The organism is Pseudomonas sp. 7P_10.2_Bac1 (assembly GCF_025465935.1).
Lineage (GTDB): Bacteria > Pseudomonadota > Gammaproteobacteria > Pseudomonadales > Pseudomonadaceae > Aquipseudomonas.
The window spans coordinates 1-20,561 of record NZ_JANLNV010000020.1 but is presented as its reverse complement, the minus strand read 5'-3'; the positions used below and the strand labels follow the sequence as shown (position 1 = coordinate 20,561).

The following is a 20,561-nucleotide window of genomic DNA, read 5'->3' as shown; positions in this document are numbered from 1 at the left end:
GCCCGTTGGGTGTTTAGCCTGCTGTATGGGTAGGCAGACTCAGTTGCTTTCCTCGTGAGGTTCCCAGTCGCGGGTGCGCTCTACTGCTTTCTTCCAGCCAGCATAGAGTTTCTCTTTGCTGGCTTCATCGAGCTGAGGTTCGAATTCGCGCTCGATCACTGCTTTACTGCGCAATTCATCCAGGCTGCCCCAAAAGCCGCAAGCCAGACCTGCCAGGTAGGCGGCGCCCAACGCTGTGGTTTCACGCATTTGTGGGCGTTCAACCATGGTCCCGAGAATGTCGGCCTGAAATTGCATCAGGAAGTTGTTGGCCACGGCGCCACCGTCAACGCGCAAGGCTTTAAGACGTTCGCCCGAGTCTTGCTGCATGGCGTCCAGAACGTCACGAGTCTGGTAGGCAATCGACTCAAGTGATGCACGAATGATGTGATCTACGCGTACGCCACGGGTCAGACCGAACAGTGCGCCACGGGCATATGGGTCCCAGTAAGGAGCACCCAGGCCGGTGAAAGCAGGCACCAGATACACGCCATTGCTGTCTTTGACCTTGCTGGCAAAATATTCGGTGTCGAGGGCGTCATTGATGATTTTCAGTTCATCGCGCAGCCATTGCACAGTCGAACCGCCGTTGAAGACGGCACCTTCCAGGGCGTAGGCCACTTCGCCGCGTGGGCCGCAGGCGATGGTCGTCAGCAGGCCGTGGGTCGATTTGACGGCGTTGGTGCCGGTGTTCATCAGCAGGAAGCAGCCGGTGCCGTAGGTGTTCTTGGCTTGCCCCGGTTCTACGCACATCTGGCCAAACAGCGCTGCTTGCTGGTCGCCTGCAATACCGCCAATGGCGATGCCGCTTTTGGTGCGGCCATAGATTTCAGAAGAAGACTTGACCTCTGGCAGCATTTCGCGCGGGATATCCAGCACGTCAAGCATCTTGGCATCCCACTCCAGGGTATGGATGTTGAAGAGCATGGTGCGTGAGGCGTTGGTGTAGTCGGTAACGTGGGTTTTGCCGCCGGTAAATTTCCAGATCAGCCAGCTGTCGACGGTGCCGAACAGCAACTCGCCCTTGCGCGCACGCTCGCGGCTGCCTTCAACGTTGTCGAGGATCCACTTGAGTTTGGTCCCCGAGAAGTACGGGTCGGTCACCAGGCCTGTAGTGTCGCTGATGTACTGCTCGTGGCCATCGCGCTTGAGCTGTTCGCAGATTTCGGTGCTGCGTCGGCACTGCCAGACAATGGCGTTATAGATCGGGCGACCGCTGACCTTGTCCCACACGACGGTGGTTTCACGCTGGTTGGTAATGCCGATGGCAGCAACCTGATCGTGATGCAGGCCCGCCTGGGCCAGCGCTTCAACCATGACAGCGCTCTGGGTGGCGAAGATTTCCATCGGGTCATGCTCTACCCAGCCGGCTTGCGGGTAATGCTGTTGAAACTCGCGTTGCGCCGTGCAAACCACGTTGGCGTCACGATCGAAAATGATCGCTCGCGAACTGGTGGTGCCTTGGTCCAGCGCAATGATGTAGTTCTTATTCTGAATGTCGGTCATGAGGTTGCCTTGCAGAATGAAGTAATGGTTTCAGGGCGCGAGACAGTGACGGGCAGTCGTCTCGTGCGCCCCGTTTCATAAGTCGGTATCAAGAAGCCTGGGTTTTCACCTCGGCGACCACTGGAGCGTCCGCAGGCACGGACTCAACCTCTGGCAAGTGGCGGGCAATCAACCCGCGGTAAATGGCTGCGCCGAGGCATGCACCCACGATGGGTGCAAAAATTGGAATCAGGAAGTAAGGAATATCGCGGCCTCCGGTGAACGAAATTTCGCCCCAGCCGGCGAAGAATGTCATCAGTTTAGGACCGAAATCTCGTGCCGGGTTCATTGCAAACCCTGTTAGCGGACCCATCGAGCTGCCGATTACAGCAATCAGCAGGCCAATCAGCAGAGGAGCCAGCGGGCCACGCGGCAAGCCATTTTTGTCATCAGTGAGGGCCATGATCACGCCCATGAGGATCGCCGTGATCACCACTTCAACCAAGAAGGCCTGCAACGTTGACAGCGCCGGATGCGGATACGTCGAGAACACAGAGGCTAGCTCGAGGCTTTCCTGGCTGCCGCGAACCATGTGGTGCGCTTGTTCGTAATCGAAGAACAAATTGCTGTAGAGCGTATAAACCAGTGCCGCCGCGCAAAAGGCGCCGGCGACTTGCGCCAGGATGTAGAACGGCAGTTTGCGTTTATCAAAGTCGGTGAACAGGCACAGCGCAATGCTGACTGCTGGATTGAGGTGCGCGCCGGAAACGCCTGCCGTCAGGTAGATCGCCATGCTGACGCCAATGCCCCAGATGATGCTGATTTCCCATAAGCCAAAGCTGGCACCCGCGACCTTGAGAGCCGCAACGCAACCGGTACCGAAAAAGATTAACAGTGCGGTACCGAGAAACTCGGCAAGGCACTGACCTGAAAGCTTGGGGTGCTGCGTTGCAGTCGTCATTTGAAACCTCATTTTTGTTGTTTTTTGACGTCGTTAGTCAGTGCTGTTTGTGCTGCGGTGCAAAAAAACGATGCTGTCTTTTTTGGGTATTCACAGGACGGTAATAGAACCTGAGTAAAGGCAACATATTCAGAATCGAAAAAATATAGACAAGAAACACTGCTGTCAAAGGTCGAAAGTGAACGAGTATTCACATTCTGACTTTCATATGAGTTTTTGGTGTTAGTTTTCTGTAAGGAAAAAATACAAATTGGTATGAATCACTGTAACGATTCAGCTACAAAGACAGCCGGAATGCCCGATCTAGCGCGTTTTTTATTGGCCAATAGCCTAAAATCCGGCATCTGAATCTTTAGTCAAAACACAACAGGGGCTGTCATGACGCCTGCATTGGATCTGCTGAAAAAAGTTCGCGCCCAACACCGAGTGCATAGCTACGAACATGACCCTAAGGCCGCGTCGTATGGGTTGGAAGCCGCGGAAAAGCTCAATCTCGAGCCGGCCCAAGTGTTCAAGACGTTGTTGGCCAGCAGTGAAAAAGGTGAATTATTGGTCGCCGTTGTACCGGTCGTCGGAAGTCTTGATTTAAAAGCGTTGGCTCACGCTGCCGGGGTCAAAAAAGCCGAAATGGCTGACCCTGCTGCGGCTCAGCGAGCGACAGGCTACCTATTGGGCGGGATCAGCCCGCTGGGGCAAAAGAAGCACTTGCGAACGTTCATTGATGCGAGCGCCAAGGCGTTCGAGACGATCTATGTCAGCGCCGGCCGACGCGGGTTGGAAGTTGAACTGGCGCCGTCGGTGCTGGCAGAGCATACGCAGGCGACGTTTGCAGAGATAGGTCGGGTTTAAGGCTGCTGGAGCGAGCCAGGCTCGCTCCTCAATGCCATTCGATATCAATGAGCGTTGCTGAAACGCCTTACACCGGATTCCCCGTGAGGAATCTGTGCGGCTGTGCTGCCGCTTCCTTGAAACATCACCAGGTGCTCCGCCGCCACTCGGATGCCGACGTCGGTTCCAGGTGCGTGATCGACATGGCTTGGGAAAATTGACTCCAGCTGGCTGCCCGTCGGTAGCTGCAAGCGGTACAGGGTCGAGGCGCCCAGAAAGGTCTTGCCGATGATTCTGGCTTTCAACGGGCTGTCCGGGGCGTAGACAATGTCATCGGGGCGCAGCAACACATCGACGGCGCCGCCGGTTGGCCAGTTGTAAGCGCGGTTGCCGCGCAACACGCCCAACTCGGTTTGTACCGATTCTGGGCTAAGCAGTTGCCCGCGAATGAAATAGCCCTGGCCAATAAAACTCGCCACAAACGGCGTCAATGGTTCGTGATAGAGGTTGTAGGGCGTATCCCACTGCTCTAGGCGACCTTCTTTGAAGACGCCTACATGGTCGCTCACAGCAAAGGCTTCTTCCTGGTCGTGCGTCACCAGGATCGCGCTGGTGCCACGAGATTTGAGAATGTCGCGTACCTCGTGGCTCAGTTTGCGGCGCAACTCACCGTCCAGGTTAGAGAACGGTTCATCCAGCAGGAGCAGTTGGGGCTCTGGGGCCAAGGCCCGGGCAAGTGCGACACGTTGCTGCTGGCCACCCGAAAGCTCGTGAGGGAAGCGCTTGCCCAGGTCTTTGAGATTGACCAGTTCCAGCAGTTCTTCAATGACACGGTCTTTGTTCGGGTGTTTACGAATACCAAACGCAATGTTGTCGGCCACGCTCAGGTGTGGGAACAGGGCGTAGTCCTGAAACACCATGCCGATGCGACGTTTCTCTGGGGCCAGGGTAAAGCCGGCACGTGAGATGACTTCCCCCGCCAGCTGGATTTCACCCTGGTGCACGGGCTCAAAACCGGCAATTGCGCGCAGTGTCGTGGTTTTGCCGCAACCAGAGGACCCGAGCAGGCAACCGATATCGCCGGCATTAAGGTGCAGGTTGAGGTGTTGCACCACGCTCTGGCCTTGATACCCGCAGGCCAGATCACGCAGGTTCAGCAATAGCGGCTGGCTCATGCCGGTTGGTACGCCGGTTTAACCAGAAACTCGAGCAAGGCTTTTTGCGCGTGCAGGCGGTTTTCAGCTTGATCCCAGGCAACCGAGCGCGGGTCATCCAGCAGGTCGAGGCTGATTTCCTCGCCGCGGTGGGCTGGCAGACAATGCATGAACAGGACGTCCTCTGCGGCGAGGTCGAGCAGAGCGCGGTCAACCTGGTACGGGGCAAACAGTTCCAGACGTTTGGCGGTTTCTTCTTCCTGACCCATCGAGGTCCAGACGTCCGTGCTGACCAAGTGCGCACCGATCACGGCTTCACGCGGGTCACGCACGATGGTCACGCGATCACCGGCCAAGGCCACGAACTCAGGATTCGGTTCATAGCCTTCAGGGCAGGCAACGCGCAATTGGAAATCAAACTGAATGGCGGCTTCTATATAGCTGTTGCACATGTTGTTGCCGTCGCCGATCCAGGCCACGGTTTTACCCTTGATCGAGCCACGGTGCTCAAGGAAAGTCTGCATGTCAGCCAATAGCTGGCACGGGTGCAGATCATCTGACAGTCCGTTGATCACGGGGACGCGCGAATTGGCTGCGAACTCGGTCAGTGTGTTGTGACCAAAGGTGCGGATCATGACTGCATCGAGCATGCGCGACATAACGATCGCGCAGTCGCCGATTGGCTCACCGCGGCCCAGTTGGGTGTCGCGAGGGGACAGAAAAATGGCCTGGCCGCCAAGTTGGATCATGCCGGCTTCAAATGACAGTCGGGTGCGGGTCGATGACTTTTCGAAAATCATGCCCAAAACGCGATTCTTCAGGGGTTCGAAGAGAACGCCGCGATCACGCAGGTCTTTTAGCTCGGTACCACGACGGATCACGCTGACCAGCTCTTCGGGCGTGCAATCCATCAGGGAGAGAAAGTGCCTTGCGCTCATCATTAACTACCTTCTTTGCAACGACCGCAGAACTCAAAGCCGGGTTTTTTGGAAAAACGGCGAGACCTGCGGCGAAAGCCGCACGGGGCGACGAAATAGGGGAAGGCGCGATCTTATAAGGAAATGTCGCGTCTTGCCAATTAGGGTCATGTTTTGAGGTTTATGCGAGTCTTGCGCTGCATGAGCACGCGGCTGGAATCACTTATCAGTGATTGGCCTCACCTCAGCTGCCCAGTTGTACACTGCCCTCAGGTTGTTTTGCAATTCTCTGTGTCGTTGAAACCCTCCATCTTGATGTACACCTGCGGCTGGCTCCCTTGAGGATTGCGCCTCGATTGTCTGTCAGGGAGACCGAGCGTCATGCTCGGCTTTCCGTTACAATGCGCCACCGTGCCGACAACTGAGTCGGAAAGTTCAGCCGAGGTGCTCCATGGATATCATCGAAACGATCAAAGAACAGATTGCCAACAATACCGTTCTGCTTTACATGAAAGGCGCTCCGAATGCCCCGCAGTGCGGCTTTTCGGCTAAAGCGGCCCAGGCCGTGATGGGCTGTGGTGAGAAGTTCGCTTACGTGGACATCCTGCAGAACCCTGAAATTCGTGCCAACCTGCCAAAATACGCGAACTGGCCAACCTTCCCGCAATTGTGGGTAGCGGGTGAGCTGGTTGGTGGCAGCGACATTATGGTCGAGATGTCTGCAGACGGTTCTCTGCAAGCGCTGATCAAAGAAGCTGTTGCGAATGCTGCCGCAAAAAAGGCGGAAGCCTAAGTAATGACGCCGCAGCGACTTGAATGAACAAGTAGCTGCGCATAAAAAAGCCCCGCCACTGATTGAACAGGGCGGGGCTTTTTTATTGGGCTTAGTTACTCACCCATTTGCGATTGCAGGTAATTCTCAATGCCGATCTTGTCGATCAGGCCTAGTTGAGTTTCCAGCCAGTCGATATGTTCTTCTTCGGACTCCAGAATATCTTCCAGAAGTTCGCGGCTACCAAAGTCGCCCACTACTTCGCAGTGCGCAATAGCCGCTTTAAGGTCGGCGTGGCCCGTACGCTCAATGCGCAGGTCGCACTCCAGCATTTCCTTGGTGTGCTCGCCGATATGCAGCTTGCCCAGGTCTTGAACGTTCGGCAGGCCTTCCAGGAACAGGATGCGCTTGATCAGCTTGTCAGCGTGTTTCATCTCGTCGATGGATTCGTTGTATTCGTGTTTCCCCAACTTTTCCAGGCCCCAATCTTGATACATGCGTGCATGCAAGAAGTATTGGTTGATCGCAACCAGCTCGTTACCGAGGATTTTGTTGAGGTGCTGGATGACTGAAATATCGCCTTTCATCGCAAGGGCCTGCCTTAGTTAACTGTATATAAGGCAGAGTTTGATCTGCGTATTAACGACTGTCAAACCTAAGTGTTTGAATAATAAATGAAAATTAATCGGAATAAGAATGTTTGTGTTCCGCGTTTTGGACCTAAGTACTTGAATTTTTGGCATAAAAAAACCGGACGTTAAGTCCGGTTCTTTAAAAACTGGTTAATTACGCAGCTGAAAAATCTGCTGGAAAACCCAAGGATGCCTGGCTGGCTTGAAGAGAGGACAAGGTTTCGCGAACGACCTGCTTGGCCAAGCATGCACATTTGCCGCATTGGCTGGCGACACCGGTCGCCTCGCGCACTTCGCGGTAGCTGCAGCAACCTTCATAGATTGCATCGCGGATTTTTCCGTCAGTAACGCCAGTGCAAACGCAAACGTACATAAATAAGAACCATCGCTGGTTGGGATTCAATGAGACGGATCTTAATGTTAACGAGAATGATTGTCAAAGTAGATTGGAGCGCGATTAGGGTTTGTTCAGCTTGCGCGGACGAACGGTGCCAGGGCTGAAACGAGTGCGAGTAAAAAAAGGGTTAAGGACGGTTCCGACGAGCGGTGTATGATGCCGGTCTTTTACGCGGAGGTCTGGCCGCACGCCTGTTGCGTCACGATGACGCCGGGGTCGGATTCCGTTTTTCACGTTGCACCCAGGAGATATCCAATGAGCGTACTCGTAGGCAAACAAGCGCCTGACTTCACCGTCGCAGCCGTACTCGGCAATGGCGAAATCGTTGATAGCTTCACGCTGTCCACCGCTATCAAAGGCAAATACGGCCTGGTGTTCTTCTACCCACTGGACTTCACCTTCGTTTGCCCATCGGAGCTGATCGCTCTGGATCACCGTATCCCTGAGTTCCAGGCGCGTAACGTTGAAGTGGTTGCAGTCTCCATCGACTCCCATTTCACTCACAACGCATGGCGTAACACCCCAGTGAACAATGGCGGTATCGGCCAGGTGAAATACACCATGGCTGCCGACATCAACCACGCGATCTGCAAAGCCTACGACGTTGAAACTGAAGGTGGCGTTGCACTGCGTGGCGCATTCCTGATCGATGACAAGGGCGTTGTTCGCTCCCAGATCGTTAACGACCTGCCACTGGGCCGCAACATGGACGAGTTGTTGCGTCTGGTTGATGCACTGCAGTTCCATGAAGAGCACGGCGAAGTGTGCCCGGCCAACTGGAAGAAAGGCGACAAAGGCATGACCGCTTCGACTGAAGGCGTTGCGGCTTACCTGACTGAGAATGCTGGCAAGCTGTAAGCGTTCTGGCGGCATAAAAAAACCGGACCCTGGGTCCGGTTTTTTTATGCGCGGTGGTTACTCCGACTGACGTGATCAGTCGTTGAAGTCTTTCCAGCCGCCCATTTGCTTCCAACTGTTGACGATGCCACAGAACAGCTCAGCGGTCTTTTCGGTGTCGTAACGTGCCGAGTGGGCCTCACGTCCGTCAAAGTCGATGTCAGCTGCCTGGCAGGCTTTGGCGAGTACGGTCTGACCGTACGCAAGGCCTGCCAGTGTTGCCGTGTCAAAGCTGGAGAATGGATGAAACGGGTTGCGCTTCATGTCCAGGCGCGCCACGGCGGCATTCAGGAAACCGAGGTCGAAGCTACTGTTGTGGCCAACCAGGATCGCGCGTTTGCACCCATTGGCCTTGAGGGCCTTGCGCACGCCACGGAAGATATCTGTCAGCGCTGTTTCTTCGCTGACTGCCATACGCAGCGGGTGGTCCAGCTTGATACCGGTGAACTCCAGTGCCGCAGCTTCGATATTGGCGCCTTCAAAGGGCTCTACACGGTGGAAATAGGTGTGCTCAGGGAACACAAAGCCCTTTTCATCCATGCCGATGGTGACAGCTGCGATTTCCAGCAGCGCATCGGTGGCACTATTGAAACCGCCTGTTTCAACGTCGATAACGACTGGCAGATAGCCGCGAAAACGCTCGGCCATTGGGTGGCGAGAACCGCCGCCATGCCCGCCCTCGTGTTCGTCATCAAAAAGGTCTTCGCTCACACTTCTTCCTCCTGCAGGCGCCAGCGCAGTTTTTCACCGGCGCGCAGCGGGATTACGTTCAACTCGCCGAAAGGCAGGCTGCTGGGGGCAGTCCACTCTTGGCGAACCAGGGTGATGTGCTCGGTGCTGGGAGGCAGGCCGTAGAACCGCGGGCCGTTCAAGCTGGCGAACGCTTCAAGCTTGTCTAGCGCATTGCGCTGTTCAAAGGCCTCAGCGTACAGCTCAATGGCGGCATAGGCGGTGTAGCAACCGGCACAGCCACAGGCCGCTTCTTTGGCATGTTGCGCGTGCGGTGCCGAGTCAGTGCCCAGGAAGAACTTCGGACTGCCGCTGGTGGCCGCATCCAGCAGGGCTTCCTGATGGGTGTTGCGCTTTAGAATCGGCAGGCAATAGAAGTGCGGGCGAATACCGCCAACCAGCATGTGGTTGCGGTTATAAAGCAGATGATGCGCGGTGATGGTCGCGCCGACGTTGGCCGCAGCTTCGTTGACGAAGTCCACTGCATGCGACGTGGTGATGTGCTCGAACACCACTTTCAAGGTCGGGAAACGCTCCACGACACGACGCATATGCTCGTCGATGAAGACCTTCTCGCGATCAAACACATCGATATCGGCGCGCGTGACTTCGCCGTGTATCAACAAGGGCATACCGACTTCGGCCATGGTTTCCAGGACCGGGAAGATGGCATCGATGCTGGTTACACCGGAGTCCGAGTTGGTCGTTGCACCAGCCGGGTACAGCTTGGCAGCATGCACATAGCCGCTGGCCTTGGCTGTACGAATGTCTTCTGGCTGAGTTCGGTCGGTGAGGTAAAGCACCATCAGCGGCTCGAAACGGCTGCCGGCCGGGCGAGCAGCCAGAATGCGCTGACGATAGGCGTCGGCTTCGGCTGCATTACGCACCGGAGGTACGAGGTTGGGCATGATGATGGCGCGGCCAAAAGTGCGCGCAACATCCGCCACAGTGTGAGTCAACACAGCACCATCGCGAAGATGAATGTGCCAGTCGTCGGGACGCAGCAGGGTCAGGCGGTCAGACATTGGGGATTCCAGGCGGGTCAAACTGATGCGAATGCTACCGGAAAAGACTCTCTCAGGCACTCGCTATCAAGTTTTAGATGGGATAACCGATACATTAAAGGTATGTCGTAAAAACTGTGCACTGAGTTTTTTGCAGTCCACATTTGCGGAGCCTCCTGTGCGCCAGCGTTATTTCATCCTTCTCAGCCTGTTTGCCAGCTTTCCAGCCATGGCCCTGACTTTCCAGACCCGTCTGGAGAATGTGGAGTGGAAGGTTGAAGGCGACCAGTTCGAGTGCCGCCTCATCCAGCCGATCACTGATTTTGGCTCGGGAGTCTTTGTGCGCCGCGCCGGAGAGCAGGCGGTTTTCCGTCTCAATGCCTATAACTCGGTGTTGGGCGAAGGCTCGGCCACCTTGCTGGCCGCCGCGGCACCTTGGCAGCCGGGGCGTGGCGATATTGATCTGGGGACCGTACGTATCGGCCGTGGCAATGTCCTGTTCAACAGTTCGCAGGCACAGGCCGGGCGTTTGTTTCGAGGGCTGCTGGAAGGGCGCAGCCCGGTGATCAGGCATTATTCGGCGACGGGCGGTCTATCGGAAGTGCGGCTGCTTCCCGTGAAGTTTCGCCAGGCATATGGTGATTACGAAGCCTGCACCACCAAGCTGCTGGCCAAGAATTTCGATCAGGTTCGCCAGAGCCAAATCAGCTTTGCGGGGGGCGGCACCGAGTTGGATGCCAAGGCGCGCGCCAATCTGAACATCATGCTGGAATACATGAAGGCAGACCCAACGGTGAACCACGTCATGCTGGACGGGTATTCGGATAATTCAGGCAATCGTTTGACCAATCGTGAGTTGTCTCGCCGTCGCGCATTGGCGGTCATGGACTACTTCAAGGAAAACGGGCTGCAAGAATCGCAGATCACTCTGCGCTTTCATGGCGAGCAGTACCCGTTGGCCCCCAATACCAGTGCGGCCAATCGGGCGAAGAATCGCCGTGTCAGCGTGCGTCTGGAACGCATGCCTGAGCCTGTAAAGCCACCTCCCGCGGCAGGCACAGCCCATCCAGCGACACTGTCCTGAGTTTTTTTGGCGTCGTATTGCTGAAAGTTACTGTCGCTTTGTCGTCTTAAGCTGTCGCCCCTCTGTAAATTAAGGCCCGCGAGCGGTAGACTGCTCGGCTTTTCGAACAACCCGTGGAGTGATGGCATGGCGGACGTAAACAAGGTCGTTCTGGCTTATTCGGGCGGCCTGGACACTTCGGTGATCCTGAAGTGGCTGCAGGATACTTATAACTGTGAAGTCGTAACCTTTACCGCTGACCTGGGTCAGGGCGAAGAGGTTGAGCCTGCACGTGCCAAGGCGCAAGCCATGGGCGTCAAGGAAATCTACATCGACGACCTGCGCGAAGAATTTGTCCGCGATTTCGTGTTCCCAATGTTCCGCGCCAACACCGTTTACGAAGGCGAGTACCTGCTGGGTACTTCCATTGCGCGTCCGCTGATTGCCAAGCGTCTGATCGAAATCGCCAACGAAACCGGTGCCGATGCTATTTCTCACGGCGCAACCGGCAAGGGTAACGACCAGGTTCGTTTCGAATTGGGTGCTTACGCACTGAAGCCAGGTGTGAAAGTGATCGCTCCTTGGCGTGAGTGGGACTTGCTCTCGCGTGAAAAGCTGATGGATTACGCTGAAAAGCACGCGATCCCGATCGAGCGTCACGGTAAGAAAAAATCCCCGTACTCGATGGATGCCAACTTGCTGCACATCTCCTACGAGGGCGGTGTACTGGAAGACACGTGGACCGAGCACGAAGAAGACATGTGGCGTTGGACCAAGTCGCCAGAAGACGCGCCTAACACGCCGACCTATCTGGAACTGACCTATCGCAACGGCGATATCGTTGCACTGGACGGCGTTGAAATGACCCCGGCTACCGTACTGGCAACGCTCAACCGCATCGGTGGCGAAAATGGTATTGGTCGTCTCGACATCGTAGAGAACCGCTATGTGGGCATGAAGTCCCGCGGTTGCTATGAAACGCCGGGCGGCACCATTATGCTGCGTGCCCACCGCGCCATTGAGTCGATCACTCTGGATCGTGAAGTCGCTCACCTGAAAGACGAGCTGATGCCCAAGTATGCCAGCCTGATCTACACCGGCTACTGGTGGAGCCCTGAGCGTTTGATGTTGCAACAAATGATCGACGCTTCTCAGGTTAACGTGAACGGCGTCGTGCGTCTGAAGCTGTACAAAGGCAATGTGATTGTTACCGGCCGTAAGTCTGACGAATCGTTGTTCGATGCCAACATCGCAACCTTCGAAGAGGATGGCGGCGCTTACAACCAGGCCGACGCTGCTGGCTTCATCAAATTGAACGCCCTGCGTATGCGTATTGCTGCTAACCGGGGACGCAAGCTGTTCTGATTGCACCCTGTAAAAAACCCGGCCAATGGCCGGGTTTTTTTTTGCGCGAACATCTCAAATAAGAAAGGGAAACTGTAGGTGTCAGCTCAGAGTGTTGAGCTGGCGAGTTTTAGTGTTATAGGCAATAACCGTGGCATCACCTAAGTGTGAAGCAATGTCTGGGTCAAGTTCCAGGCGCTGTCGGCCGTTCCAGTCGGCTGACAGTGGACTGCGTGTCAGGAGGAGCAAGATATCTTTTTGATGAAGGCAGTCTTTCTTGGGAAATGCCATTTCATAGTAAGTCTGCAAGACATCTTTCAGGGTGTGGTCCTGGCCCAGCTTCAAGCAGGGGTGGCTGAAGTCGACCAAATACAGACTGCTCATGGCCTCATCGTCCTGCGACAGTCGATGTTCTTCCAGTGTTAAATCATTACCTTTATGGAAAGTCTTTTTTACGTATGAGTCGTAGTCTTTATACCCTTGGGGCAGAAAGATAAAGTTTTTAGGACTATAGGAAATAAATTTTATCCCTGATTTTGAGAGTAAGGACTCCGATTGAGGGGGGCGTATGTAGGGATCTGTGGCCGGATTTGCGTGTGCAAGTTCGCTCGCAGACAAAGAAGCGTGGGAAATTTCACGAGGTTTTTCCTTGGCGTGATCCGCCGGGCTGTAGAGGCTTTTGTTATTGAAATTAAGGGTGAGAAAGAACAGCGTGATTAAGATCGAGGGAAAGACAATCAGAAACCAGACATACAGTTTTTGATTTTCTCTATCGATATACGGTAATGAAACCGCAGCAGAAGCCTCGGTTAGCATTGAAAAAATAGCAATTACTGTGAGTGGGTTATTCACCCGGATTTTATTTTTTATCATGATGTAGCCTGCGTGCAGATTCTGGCTGACGACAACAGAACTGTAAGTGGGGGAGTTGGATGCAACCTTTGAGCTGCAGATTAATACATTGCTATAAAGGCGTGCTTGAGTTCGGTGAATCTTTGAAGACCCCTGTGAAAGCGGTTTATCTTAAATTTAGTATCGTGCGGGTGAAATCGCAAACCAAAAGTGCCTTGAATTCACCATTCCTGTTGAAGAATCTGAATGCTGAAAATTAAATATTTTTCTGTAGGATAACTCCGGATTAATATGGGTTTTGCTCTGGTGATGGCTGGGGCTAGTTTCCGGTTTTATGTGGGGTGCACATTGGAGTGATTAAGTAACATTTTAGTTGAGGTGTATGAGTGGTTGAGGTTTTGTGCTGGAATGCAGGGTGGTGAGCTATCTATATAAGGCATATTTTCAGGAGTTTCCGAATGCCTTGTAGTCTTCTTCTCTAAGTTTAAAATGGTAATATTTTTTTCTAAAAAAAGAGTAGATTTTGGCTGGACTAGTTTTCTGAAAGAGGAGGGCGTAATTTAAGAGGTTCTGTTTTTTTATATAAGTAGGCTTTGGCTGTCTAACCACGATGTAGAGCGTGTGCTGTAGGAAGGCGGTCAAAACGCACTTTGCACAGGGGACGGTTAAATAGTGGAGGACGCATCCATATCATCACGAAGTAAAGGGTGATGCTGAGCCTGTTGGCTGTTTACAATCTATTGTTGGCTTTTATTTTTGCTCAAGTCATTTTCACTGTATGCGAATTTGGTACGACTTGAGCCATCTGAATAATGAAATAAGGACTGTATGAAATGTAGGGTAGAGCTTGATTCAGGCTAATGCTTGAAATTAAAGCGGTAAGCCAGCGCATTTTCTAACGCCCGTATAAGGATATTGCCGATAATCATGGGAATTGTATTTTTCATATAAAGGTCTATCGATGCGTTTACACCTAGCGTGACTGAAGTGAGGCGAAGGGTGACGAAGTGATCTTTGTGAGTGATTTTTTTGTAGGTCTAATCTTTATTGTGCGTAGGAAATGTCTTTGGTTGTTGGTGCTTGGGGGGGGGCACTATGCCCAGGGTGTTGTGACTAGGCTATTGTGCTGACTCTAAAAATTCGAACAGCGAAAAAATTGGAATTACCCATGAATAAAGTGCTGATCGTGGATGATCATCCTGTCATTCGTCTTGCTGTGCGTATGCTCATGGAACGACATGGCTACGAAGTTATCGCAGAGACGGATAATGGAGTGGATGCTTTGCAACTGGCACGTGAGTACGCGCCGGATATTGTGATCCTGGATATTGGAATTCCAAAACTTGATGGCCTTGAAGTCATTGCGAGACTTTCTACACCGGCGGTTCCTATTAAAGTGCTGGTATTGACTTCGCAGGCTCCTGGGCATTTTTCCATGCGCTGCATGCAGGCAGGTGCAGCTGGCTATGTCTGTAAACAACAGGATCTGACCGAGCTGCTGAGTGCAATCAAGGCTGTGCTTTCCGGCTACAGTTATTTCCCAAATCAGGCATTGCACTCAGTGCGCTCAAGCTTGGGCAACACCAGCGAGGCAGATATGGTCAATCGCCTGTCCGGGCGAGAAATGATGGTGTTGCAACAGTTGGCGCGAGGTAAAAGTAACAAGGAAATAGCCGATGGCATGTTCCTGAGCAATAAAACCGTCAGTACCTACAAAACCCGCCTTTTGCTCAAGCTCAATGCTCGTTCACTGGTAGATCTCATAGAGTTAGCACAGCGCAACGGGCTGGTGTGAGTTGCAGGGGTGAGGAGCGTTTACTCCAGGCACCCCTTAACACCAAAAGCCTCCAGCCAAGGAGGTTTTTGGTGTTAAGCGCTAAAACCTACAGGTCGTATGGATAATCTTCCAAGTCTTTCAGGAGTCTTTTTTCAGCCAGCAAGGCGTCTATTGTGCGTCTTTTGGCCAAATTGGTTTTAGCGACTTCTACAGGAGGCTCTGTAATATCAGGGCTGTCCTGCTCGGCCGCGACATCCACGTCTACATCATCTTCCAGTTGTTCTTTGCCAGTGCTCATTCAGTTCACTCCAGGCTAAGACATTCGATGGCGCCCCTTATAGCGATAAACGCATGACGGGTAAAAAAGTTTTTCTCAATCGATCCGCTAATAAAACCTCTATTGCTCAATCGTCGGAGGTTTTTTCCTTGTAATCGCACAGGTCTTCAATTCGGCAACTCCCGCAGCGTGGTCTGCGTGCCTGGCATACATAGCGACCGTGCAGGATGAGCCAATGGTGAGCATCGAGCAGGTAGGGCTTAGGCACGAATTTGATCAACTGCTTCTCGACCTCGACAACATTTTTCCCCGGTGCAATTCCAGTTCTGTTGCTGACCCTGAAGATATGGGTGTCTACGGCCATGGCCAGCTGCCTGAAAGCGGTGTTGAGTACCACGTTTGCTGTTTTACGACCGACGCCGGGCAGCGCTTCAAGTGCCTCCCGCGTTTGTGGCACCTCACTGGCATGCCGCTCGATGAGCAACCGGCAGGTCTCAATCACATTCTTGGCCTTGCTGTTGTACAGGCCAATGGTCTTGATGTACTCCGACAGCCCGTCCACCCCCAAAGCGTAGATGGCTTGCGGGGTATTGGCGACCGGGAACAGCTTGGCCATTGCTTTATTCACGCTTACGTCGGTGGCTTGCGCTGACAAAATGACAGCTATCAGTAATTCAAATGGTGATGTGTAGGCCAGTTCAGTTTTTGGCTCTGGATTGTCTTCGTGAAAACGACGAAAAATTTCAAGGCGCTTTGCGGCGTTCATAGGTAAACACTTTTCCTGAGAGCAATCCGTAAAAGAAAAAGAGGGCGCGGCTCAACGTAAATTATCAGCTATTGCTGAGGGCCAAGGCATCGAGCGCTTGTTCGGCCTGTGCGACTGCGTCATTCAAAAGCGTGAGTTGAGCGCCGGTGAGTTCTTGCGTCTGCGCTTTTTTCAGCTCTGCACGGCGCATGGCCAACTGGATTTTCGCGCGCTTGAGCTCAGCAGTGTTGTTACTGCCGGGGGCCGATACTGGCAGCACCGGGCCTGTCTCGAGCCGTGCCAAGGCCTGTTCGGCCGCCTCGAATTGCGTTTGCAGGACAACCAGTTGAGCCTGCTGTGGGGCTGTCGGCGGATGGCCAAATGCTTTTAGCGATTTGTGCAACTGCGCGCGGGCCATTGCAAGGTTGACCTTGGCTTTTTTGAGCGCGACATCGCTGAGTTTGGCTGGGTCGGTCTGTGAATCTTCTTGCCGTGCAGCATGAACTGGCGTTGCAGGCAGGTTGTGAGCTCGTGCCAGACGTTCTGCCTGGCGTTGTTGCTCATCGCGCTGCAGGCGTGCGCTACGGCGTTCGTAGCGGCTACGAGCGTGGTTACGTTTGTCTAGGCGTTCAACCAACTGTGTTTCTGTTTGCGCAAATCCGCTGACAATGGGCACCACATTGTCGGGCAACGGCCGCATCTCTATGCAGTCGACCGGGCAAGGGGCGATGCATAGGTCGCAGCCAGTGCACTCATCGACTATTACGGTGTGCATAAGCTTGGCGGCACCCAGGATTGCATCCACCGGGCAAGCCTGGATGCATTTGGTGCAACCGATGCACTCGGCTTCGCGAATGTACGCTACCTGTGCCGGCGCTGCTCCACGCTCGGTGTCCAGCGCCAGTACCGGAATGCTCAGCAGGTTGGCCAATGCGGCGATTGTTTCGGTTCCGCCGGGCGGGCATTTATTGATGGCTTCGCCCTGGCTAATACCTTGTGCATAGGGTTTGCAGCCAGGATGCCCGCATTTCCCGCATTGGGTTTGTGGCAACAGGGCGTCAATACGTTGAATCAGGCTCATGGTGTGATCAGTCCAGCGACAGCGGGCCGCACCCGGGCGACAGTCATCCTGCGCAGTGAGTAGTGAGTGCGAGGCGGTTAAACGAACGGCGCTGATTATCCGACAAGGCAGGAAGGGAGGCTACAACGAACATCCGCCAGCGACGTGCTGGTCGCTGGCGGATGAGGAGGGCGTGTTACTTGATGCGTTGACCCGGCTTGGCACCGCTGTCCGGGCTCAGCAGGTAAATTTCTTCACCGCCAGGGCCCGCCGCCATGACCATGCCTTCGGAGACCCCAAAACGCATTTTGCGTGGCTTGAGGTTGGCAATCATCATGGTCAGACGACCCTCCAACTCGGCCGGGTTCGGGTAGGCGCTTTTGATGCCCGAGAACACATTGCGCTGTTCGTCACCGATGTCCAGGGTCAGACGCAGTAGCTTGTCGGCACCTTCCACGGCCTCGGCTTTGAGGATCAAGGCCACGCGTAGGTCGACGACGGCGAACGCGTCGAACTCGATTTCGGCTGCCAGGGGTTCCTTGGTCAATTCACCGTTACCTTTGGGCGCTGTTGCACCGGTATCGGTCTGGCTGGCGGCCAGATCTTCCTTGGAGGCCGAGACCATCGCCTCGACGTGTGCCGGATCGATACGCGTCATCAGTGGCTTGAAGGCATTCAGCTGATGGTTGGCGAGCAAGGTAGCGTGATCGTTCCAGGTCAAAGGCGCGACATTGAGGAACGCCTCGGCATCAGCTGCGAGCTGCGGCAGTACCGGCTTGAGGAAGATGATCAACTGGCGGAACAGGTTGACGCCCAAGGCACATACCGCCTGCACTTCATCTTGCTTGCCTTCCTGCTTGGCCATGGCCCACGGTGCTTTTTCCGCGATCCAGGCGTTGGCACGGTCGGCCAGCGCCATGATTTCACGCATGGCGCGCGCAAAGTCTCGGGCTTCATAGGCTTCGGCAATGCTTGGTGCCGCTGCAAGGAAGGCCTCGGTCAACTCAGGGGCCGCGTTGCCTTCAACCATCACGCCGGCATTGCCCTTGTGAATGAAGCCTGAGCAACGGCTGGCGATGTTGACCACTTTGCCAACGAGGTCGGAGTTGACCTTTTGCACGAAATCTTCGAGGTTCAGGTCCAGATCGTCGACGCCACGGCCCAGTTTGGATGCGTAGTAATAGCGCAGGTATTCTGGCGACAGGTGATCCAGGTAGGTGCGGGCCTTGATGAATGTGCCACGGGACTTGGACATTTTCTGGCCGTTGACGGTCAGGTAGCCGTGAACGTTAATCGCGGTCGGCTTGCGATAGCCGGCGCCTTCCAGCATGGCTGGCCAGAACAAGGCGTGGAAATTGACGATGTCCTTGCCGATGAAGTGGTACAGCTCGGCGCTGGAGTCTTTGTTCCAGTACGCGTCAAAGTCCAGTTCCGGGTTGCGTGCGCAGAGGTTCTTGAAGCTGGCCATGTAGCCGATCGGTGCATCCAGCCACACATAGAAATACTTGCCTGGCTCGCCCGGAATTTCGAAACCGAAATACGGCGCATCGCGGGAGATGTCCCACTCTTGCAGGCCGGAGTCCAGCCATTCGGCAATCTTGTTGGCGACGGCATCTTGCAGCGAGCCGCTTCGTGTCCAGCTTTTGAGCATGGCTTCGAAGTCGGGCAGCTTGAAGAAGAAGTGCTGGGAATCCTTGAGAACCGGCGTGGCGCCGGAAATTGCCGACTTCGGATTTTTCAAATCCGTCGGGGCGTAGGTTGCGCCGCATTTCTCACAGTTGTCGCCGTACTGATCTTCAGTTCCGCATTTCGGGCACGTGCCCTTGATGAAGCGATCGGCCAGGAACATCTTCTTTTCCGGGTCGAAATACTGGGTGATCGAGCGCGTGGCGATATGACCGGCTTCGCGCAACTTGATGTAAATCGCACTCGACAGCTCACGGTTTTCTTCGGCGTGGGTCGAATGGTAGTTATCGAACTCCACCAGGAAGTCGGAGAAATCGGCGCAGTGTTCAGCTTGCACGTTGGCAATCAGTTGCTCAGGGGTGATGCCTTCTTTTTCGGCACGCAACATGATGGCCGAGCCGTGGGCGTCGTCTGCGCAGACATAAGTGCATTGGTTGCCGCGTTGCTTCTGGAAGCGCACCCACATATCGGTCTGGATGTACTCAAGCATATGGCCAAGGTGGATTGAACCATTGGCATAGGGCAGGGCGCTGGTGACGAGGATCTTGCGTGGCTCGGACATGGGGCTCGGCTACTTGATAAGACGGTGGTCGGCCACTATAAAGCGCCGGGCAATATATTTCACCCCGTGGGCGGCTATCTGATGGTTTCTCGTGGCGCTGATTGGTTCAAAAGCCTGCGCCCGATGATTTATTACAGGTACGATAGCGGCCTGTTTCACTCAGCCTTTTTCGGGAGTTGCCCATGAGCGCAGTCAATCGCGCAGCGGTGGAGGCCGTCCTTCGCCAATACACCGATCCATATTTGAACCAGGATCCGGTCAGCGCCGGGTGTGTACGTCACATTGAAGTCCAGGGCGAGCATGTCAGTGTTCAGCTCGAATTGGGGTATGCCGCCGGTCTGTTCAAGAATGGCTGGGCGCAAATGCTGCAAATGGCCATCAGCCATCTGGATGGCGTGTCTTCGGTCAAGGTTGAGATCAATTGCGTGATTGCCGCGCACAAGGCCCAGGCGCAAATCCCTGGGCTGGCCAACGTAAAGAACATTGTCGCCGTGGCCTCGGGCAAAGGCGGTGTCGGTAAGTCCACGACGGCGGCCAACCTGGCGTTGGCGCTGGCCCGTGAGGGTGCGCGAGTGGGCATTCTGGATGCCGACATTTATGGTCCGAGCCAGGGCGTGATGTTCGGTATTGCCGAAGGTACCCGTCCGAAGATCCGTGATCAGAAATGGTTTGTGCCGATTGAGGCGCATGGCGTTGAAGTCATGTCGATGGCCTTTTTGACTGACGACAACACACCGATGGTCTGGCGTGGGCCGATGGTTTCCGGCGCACTATTGCAGTTGGTTACACAAACGGCCTGGAATGACTTGGATTATCTGGTCATCGACATGCCGCCTGGCACGGGCGATATCCAGTTGACGCTGGCGCAGAAAGTCCCGGTAGCGGGTTCGGTGATTGTGACGACGCCCCAGGACTTGGCTTTGCTCGACGCACGCAAGGGCGTCGAGATGTTCCGCAAAGTCAATATTCCGGTGCTCGGCGTTGTAGAGAACATGGCTGTGCACATTTGCTCCAACTGTGGGCATGCGGAGCATTTGTTCGGCGAAGGCGGTGGCGAGAAACTGGCGACTCAGTACGGTGTGGAAGTCCTGGCCTCCTTGCCGCTGTCGATGGAAATTCGCGAGCAGGCCGATAGCGGTAAGCCATCGGCCATTGCAGATCCGGACAGCCCGATTGCCTTGATGTATCAAGAGTTGGCTCGCCACGTTGGCGCGCGGATTGTGCTGAGCGAAGCTGCTACCCAAGCCATGCCGACTATTACCACCAGCGACGACTGATACACCGAAAACCACGGTAGGAGCGAGGGGGGGGGGGGGGGGTTTTTTTTTTTTTAAAAAAAAACAATAGCACACCGCCCAACACATGGTTTTTGGGTGCTAA

At 54.6% G+C, this 20,561-nt stretch carries 20 protein-coding genes; 7 read left to right on the top strand and 13 right to left on the bottom strand.

Features of this window, described 5'->3' with window-relative positions; translation table 11 throughout:
- Positions 1-39: 39 nt before the first annotated feature.
- A complete protein-coding gene (gene glpK / locus NTD86_RS04075) occupies positions 40-1,545 on the bottom strand; it encodes a glycerol kinase GlpK (RefSeq protein ID WP_262200883.1) in 1,506 nt (501 codons plus the stop codon).
- Positions 1,546-1,633: 88 nt separating this feature from the next.
- A complete protein-coding gene (locus NTD86_RS04070) occupies positions 1,634-2,485 on the bottom strand; it encodes an MIP/aquaporin family protein (RefSeq protein WP_262200882.1) in 852 nt (283 codons plus the stop codon).
- A 378-nt stretch (positions 2,486-2,863) separates the two neighbouring features.
- On the opposite strand from NTD86_RS04070, the gene ybaK reads away from it, so the two are divergent.
- Positions 2,864-3,334: a Cys-tRNA(Pro) deacylase gene (gene ybaK / locus NTD86_RS04065; protein ID WP_262200881.1), complete on the top strand. Its 471-nt coding sequence runs from the start codon at positions 2,864-2,866 to the stop codon at positions 3,332-3,334.
- Between the two features lie 44 nt (positions 3,335-3,378).
- Here ybaK and NTD86_RS04060 read toward each other — a convergent pair whose 3' ends face one another.
- Positions 3,379-4,488, bottom strand: a complete 1,110-nt coding sequence (locus NTD86_RS04060; RefSeq protein ID WP_262200880.1) for an ABC transporter ATP-binding protein — start codon at positions 4,486-4,488, stop codon at positions 3,379-3,381.
- On the bottom strand, positions 4,485-5,405 hold the full coding sequence (gene argF / locus NTD86_RS04055) for an ornithine carbamoyltransferase (protein ID WP_262200879.1): 921 nt from the start codon (positions 5,403-5,405) through the stop codon (positions 4,485-4,487). The genes NTD86_RS04060 and argF overlap by 4 nt, the downstream gene beginning before the upstream one ends.
- 430 nt (positions 5,406-5,835) lie before the next feature.
- Here argF and grxD point away from each other — a divergent pair, with 430 nt between their 5' ends.
- Positions 5,836-6,177 (top strand): Grx4 family monothiol glutaredoxin, encoded by a 342-nt coding sequence (gene grxD, locus NTD86_RS04050; protein WP_262200878.1) that lies wholly within the window; start codon positions 5,836-5,838, stop codon positions 6,175-6,177.
- Between the two features lie 95 nt (positions 6,178-6,272).
- Here grxD and bfr read toward each other — a convergent pair whose 3' ends face one another.
- The gene (gene bfr, locus NTD86_RS04045) at positions 6,273-6,743 is read right to left on the bottom strand and encodes a bacterioferritin (protein ID WP_048369419.1); all 471 of its coding nucleotides are present in this window, start codon (positions 6,741-6,743) and stop codon (positions 6,273-6,275) included.
- A 199-nt stretch (positions 6,744-6,942) separates the two neighbouring features.
- The gene (locus NTD86_RS04040) at positions 6,943-7,161 is read right to left on the bottom strand and encodes a bacterioferritin-associated ferredoxin (protein ID WP_262200963.1); all 219 of its coding nucleotides are present in this window, start codon (positions 7,159-7,161) and stop codon (positions 6,943-6,945) included.
- 279 nt (positions 7,162-7,440) lie between these two features.
- On the opposite strand from NTD86_RS04040, the gene NTD86_RS04035 reads away from it, so the two are divergent.
- Positions 7,441-8,043: a peroxiredoxin gene (locus tag NTD86_RS04035; RefSeq protein WP_055101019.1), complete on the top strand. Its 603-nt coding sequence runs from the start codon at positions 7,441-7,443 to the stop codon at positions 8,041-8,043.
- Positions 8,044-8,118: 75 nt separating this feature from the next.
- On the opposite strand, the gene rnt is transcribed toward NTD86_RS04035, so the two are convergent.
- Positions 8,119-8,793, bottom strand: a complete 675-nt coding sequence (rnt, locus tag NTD86_RS04030) for a ribonuclease T (RefSeq protein WP_262200875.1) — start codon at positions 8,791-8,793, stop codon at positions 8,119-8,121.
- On the bottom strand, positions 8,790-9,836 hold the full coding sequence (pyrC, locus tag NTD86_RS04025; RefSeq protein ID WP_262200874.1) for a dihydroorotase: 1,047 nt from the start codon (positions 9,834-9,836) through the stop codon (positions 8,790-8,792). The genes rnt and pyrC overlap by 4 nt, the downstream gene beginning before the upstream one ends.
- A 157-nt stretch (positions 9,837-9,993) precedes the next feature.
- Between pyrC and NTD86_RS04020 the strand changes: the two genes are divergently transcribed.
- Entirely contained in the window at positions 9,994-10,899 is a 906-nt protein-coding gene (locus NTD86_RS04020; RefSeq protein WP_262200873.1) for a flagellar protein MotY, read from the top strand.
- Between the two features lie 126 nt (positions 10,900-11,025).
- Complete coding sequence (locus NTD86_RS04015; RefSeq protein WP_262200872.1) at positions 11,026-12,243, top strand: argininosuccinate synthase; 1,218 nt, start codon at positions 11,026-11,028, stop codon at positions 12,241-12,243.
- An 81-nt stretch (positions 12,244-12,324) separates the two neighbouring features.
- On the opposite strand, the gene NTD86_RS04010 is transcribed toward NTD86_RS04015, so the two are convergent.
- The gene (locus NTD86_RS04010) at positions 12,325-13,095 is read right to left on the bottom strand and encodes a hypothetical protein (RefSeq protein WP_262200871.1); all 771 of its coding nucleotides are present in this window, start codon (positions 13,093-13,095) and stop codon (positions 12,325-12,327) included.
- 1,147 nt (positions 13,096-14,242) lie between these two features.
- Here NTD86_RS04010 and NTD86_RS04005 point away from each other — a divergent pair.
- Positions 14,243-14,869, top strand: coding sequence for a response regulator transcription factor (locus NTD86_RS04005; RefSeq protein WP_262200870.1), 627 nt, complete (start codon positions 14,243-14,245; stop codon positions 14,867-14,869).
- An 88-nt stretch (positions 14,870-14,957) separates the two neighbouring features.
- On the opposite strand, the gene NTD86_RS04000 is transcribed toward NTD86_RS04005, so the two are convergent.
- The 4 genes from NTD86_RS04000 to metG form a co-directional block, all read right to left on the bottom strand.
- Positions 14,958-15,149: a PA3496 family putative envelope integrity protein gene (locus tag NTD86_RS04000; RefSeq protein WP_262200869.1), complete on the bottom strand. Its 192-nt coding sequence runs from the start codon at positions 15,147-15,149 to the stop codon at positions 14,958-14,960.
- A 106-nt stretch (positions 15,150-15,255) separates the two neighbouring features.
- Positions 15,256-15,894 carry an endonuclease III gene (gene nth, locus NTD86_RS03995; RefSeq protein ID WP_262200868.1) on the bottom strand — a complete coding sequence of 213 codons (639 nt, stop codon included), beginning with the start codon at positions 15,892-15,894 and terminating at the stop codon, positions 15,256-15,258.
- 64 nt (positions 15,895-15,958) lie between these two features.
- A complete protein-coding gene (rsxB, locus tag NTD86_RS03990; RefSeq protein WP_262200962.1) occupies positions 15,959-17,050 on the bottom strand; it encodes an electron transport complex subunit RsxB in 1,092 nt (363 codons plus the stop codon).
- A 79-nt stretch (positions 17,051-17,129) separates the two neighbouring features.
- Entirely contained in the window at positions 17,130-19,181 is a 2,052-nt protein-coding gene (gene metG, locus NTD86_RS03985; protein WP_262200867.1) for a methionine--tRNA ligase, read from the bottom strand.
- Between the two features lie 182 nt (positions 19,182-19,363).
- Here metG and apbC point away from each other — a divergent pair, with 182 nt between their 5' ends.
- Positions 19,364-20,458 carry an iron-sulfur cluster carrier protein ApbC gene (gene apbC, locus NTD86_RS03980; protein ID WP_262200866.1) on the top strand — a complete coding sequence of 365 codons (1,095 nt, stop codon included), beginning with the start codon at positions 19,364-19,366 and terminating at the stop codon, positions 20,456-20,458.
- Positions 20,459-20,561: the final 103 nt, after the last annotated feature.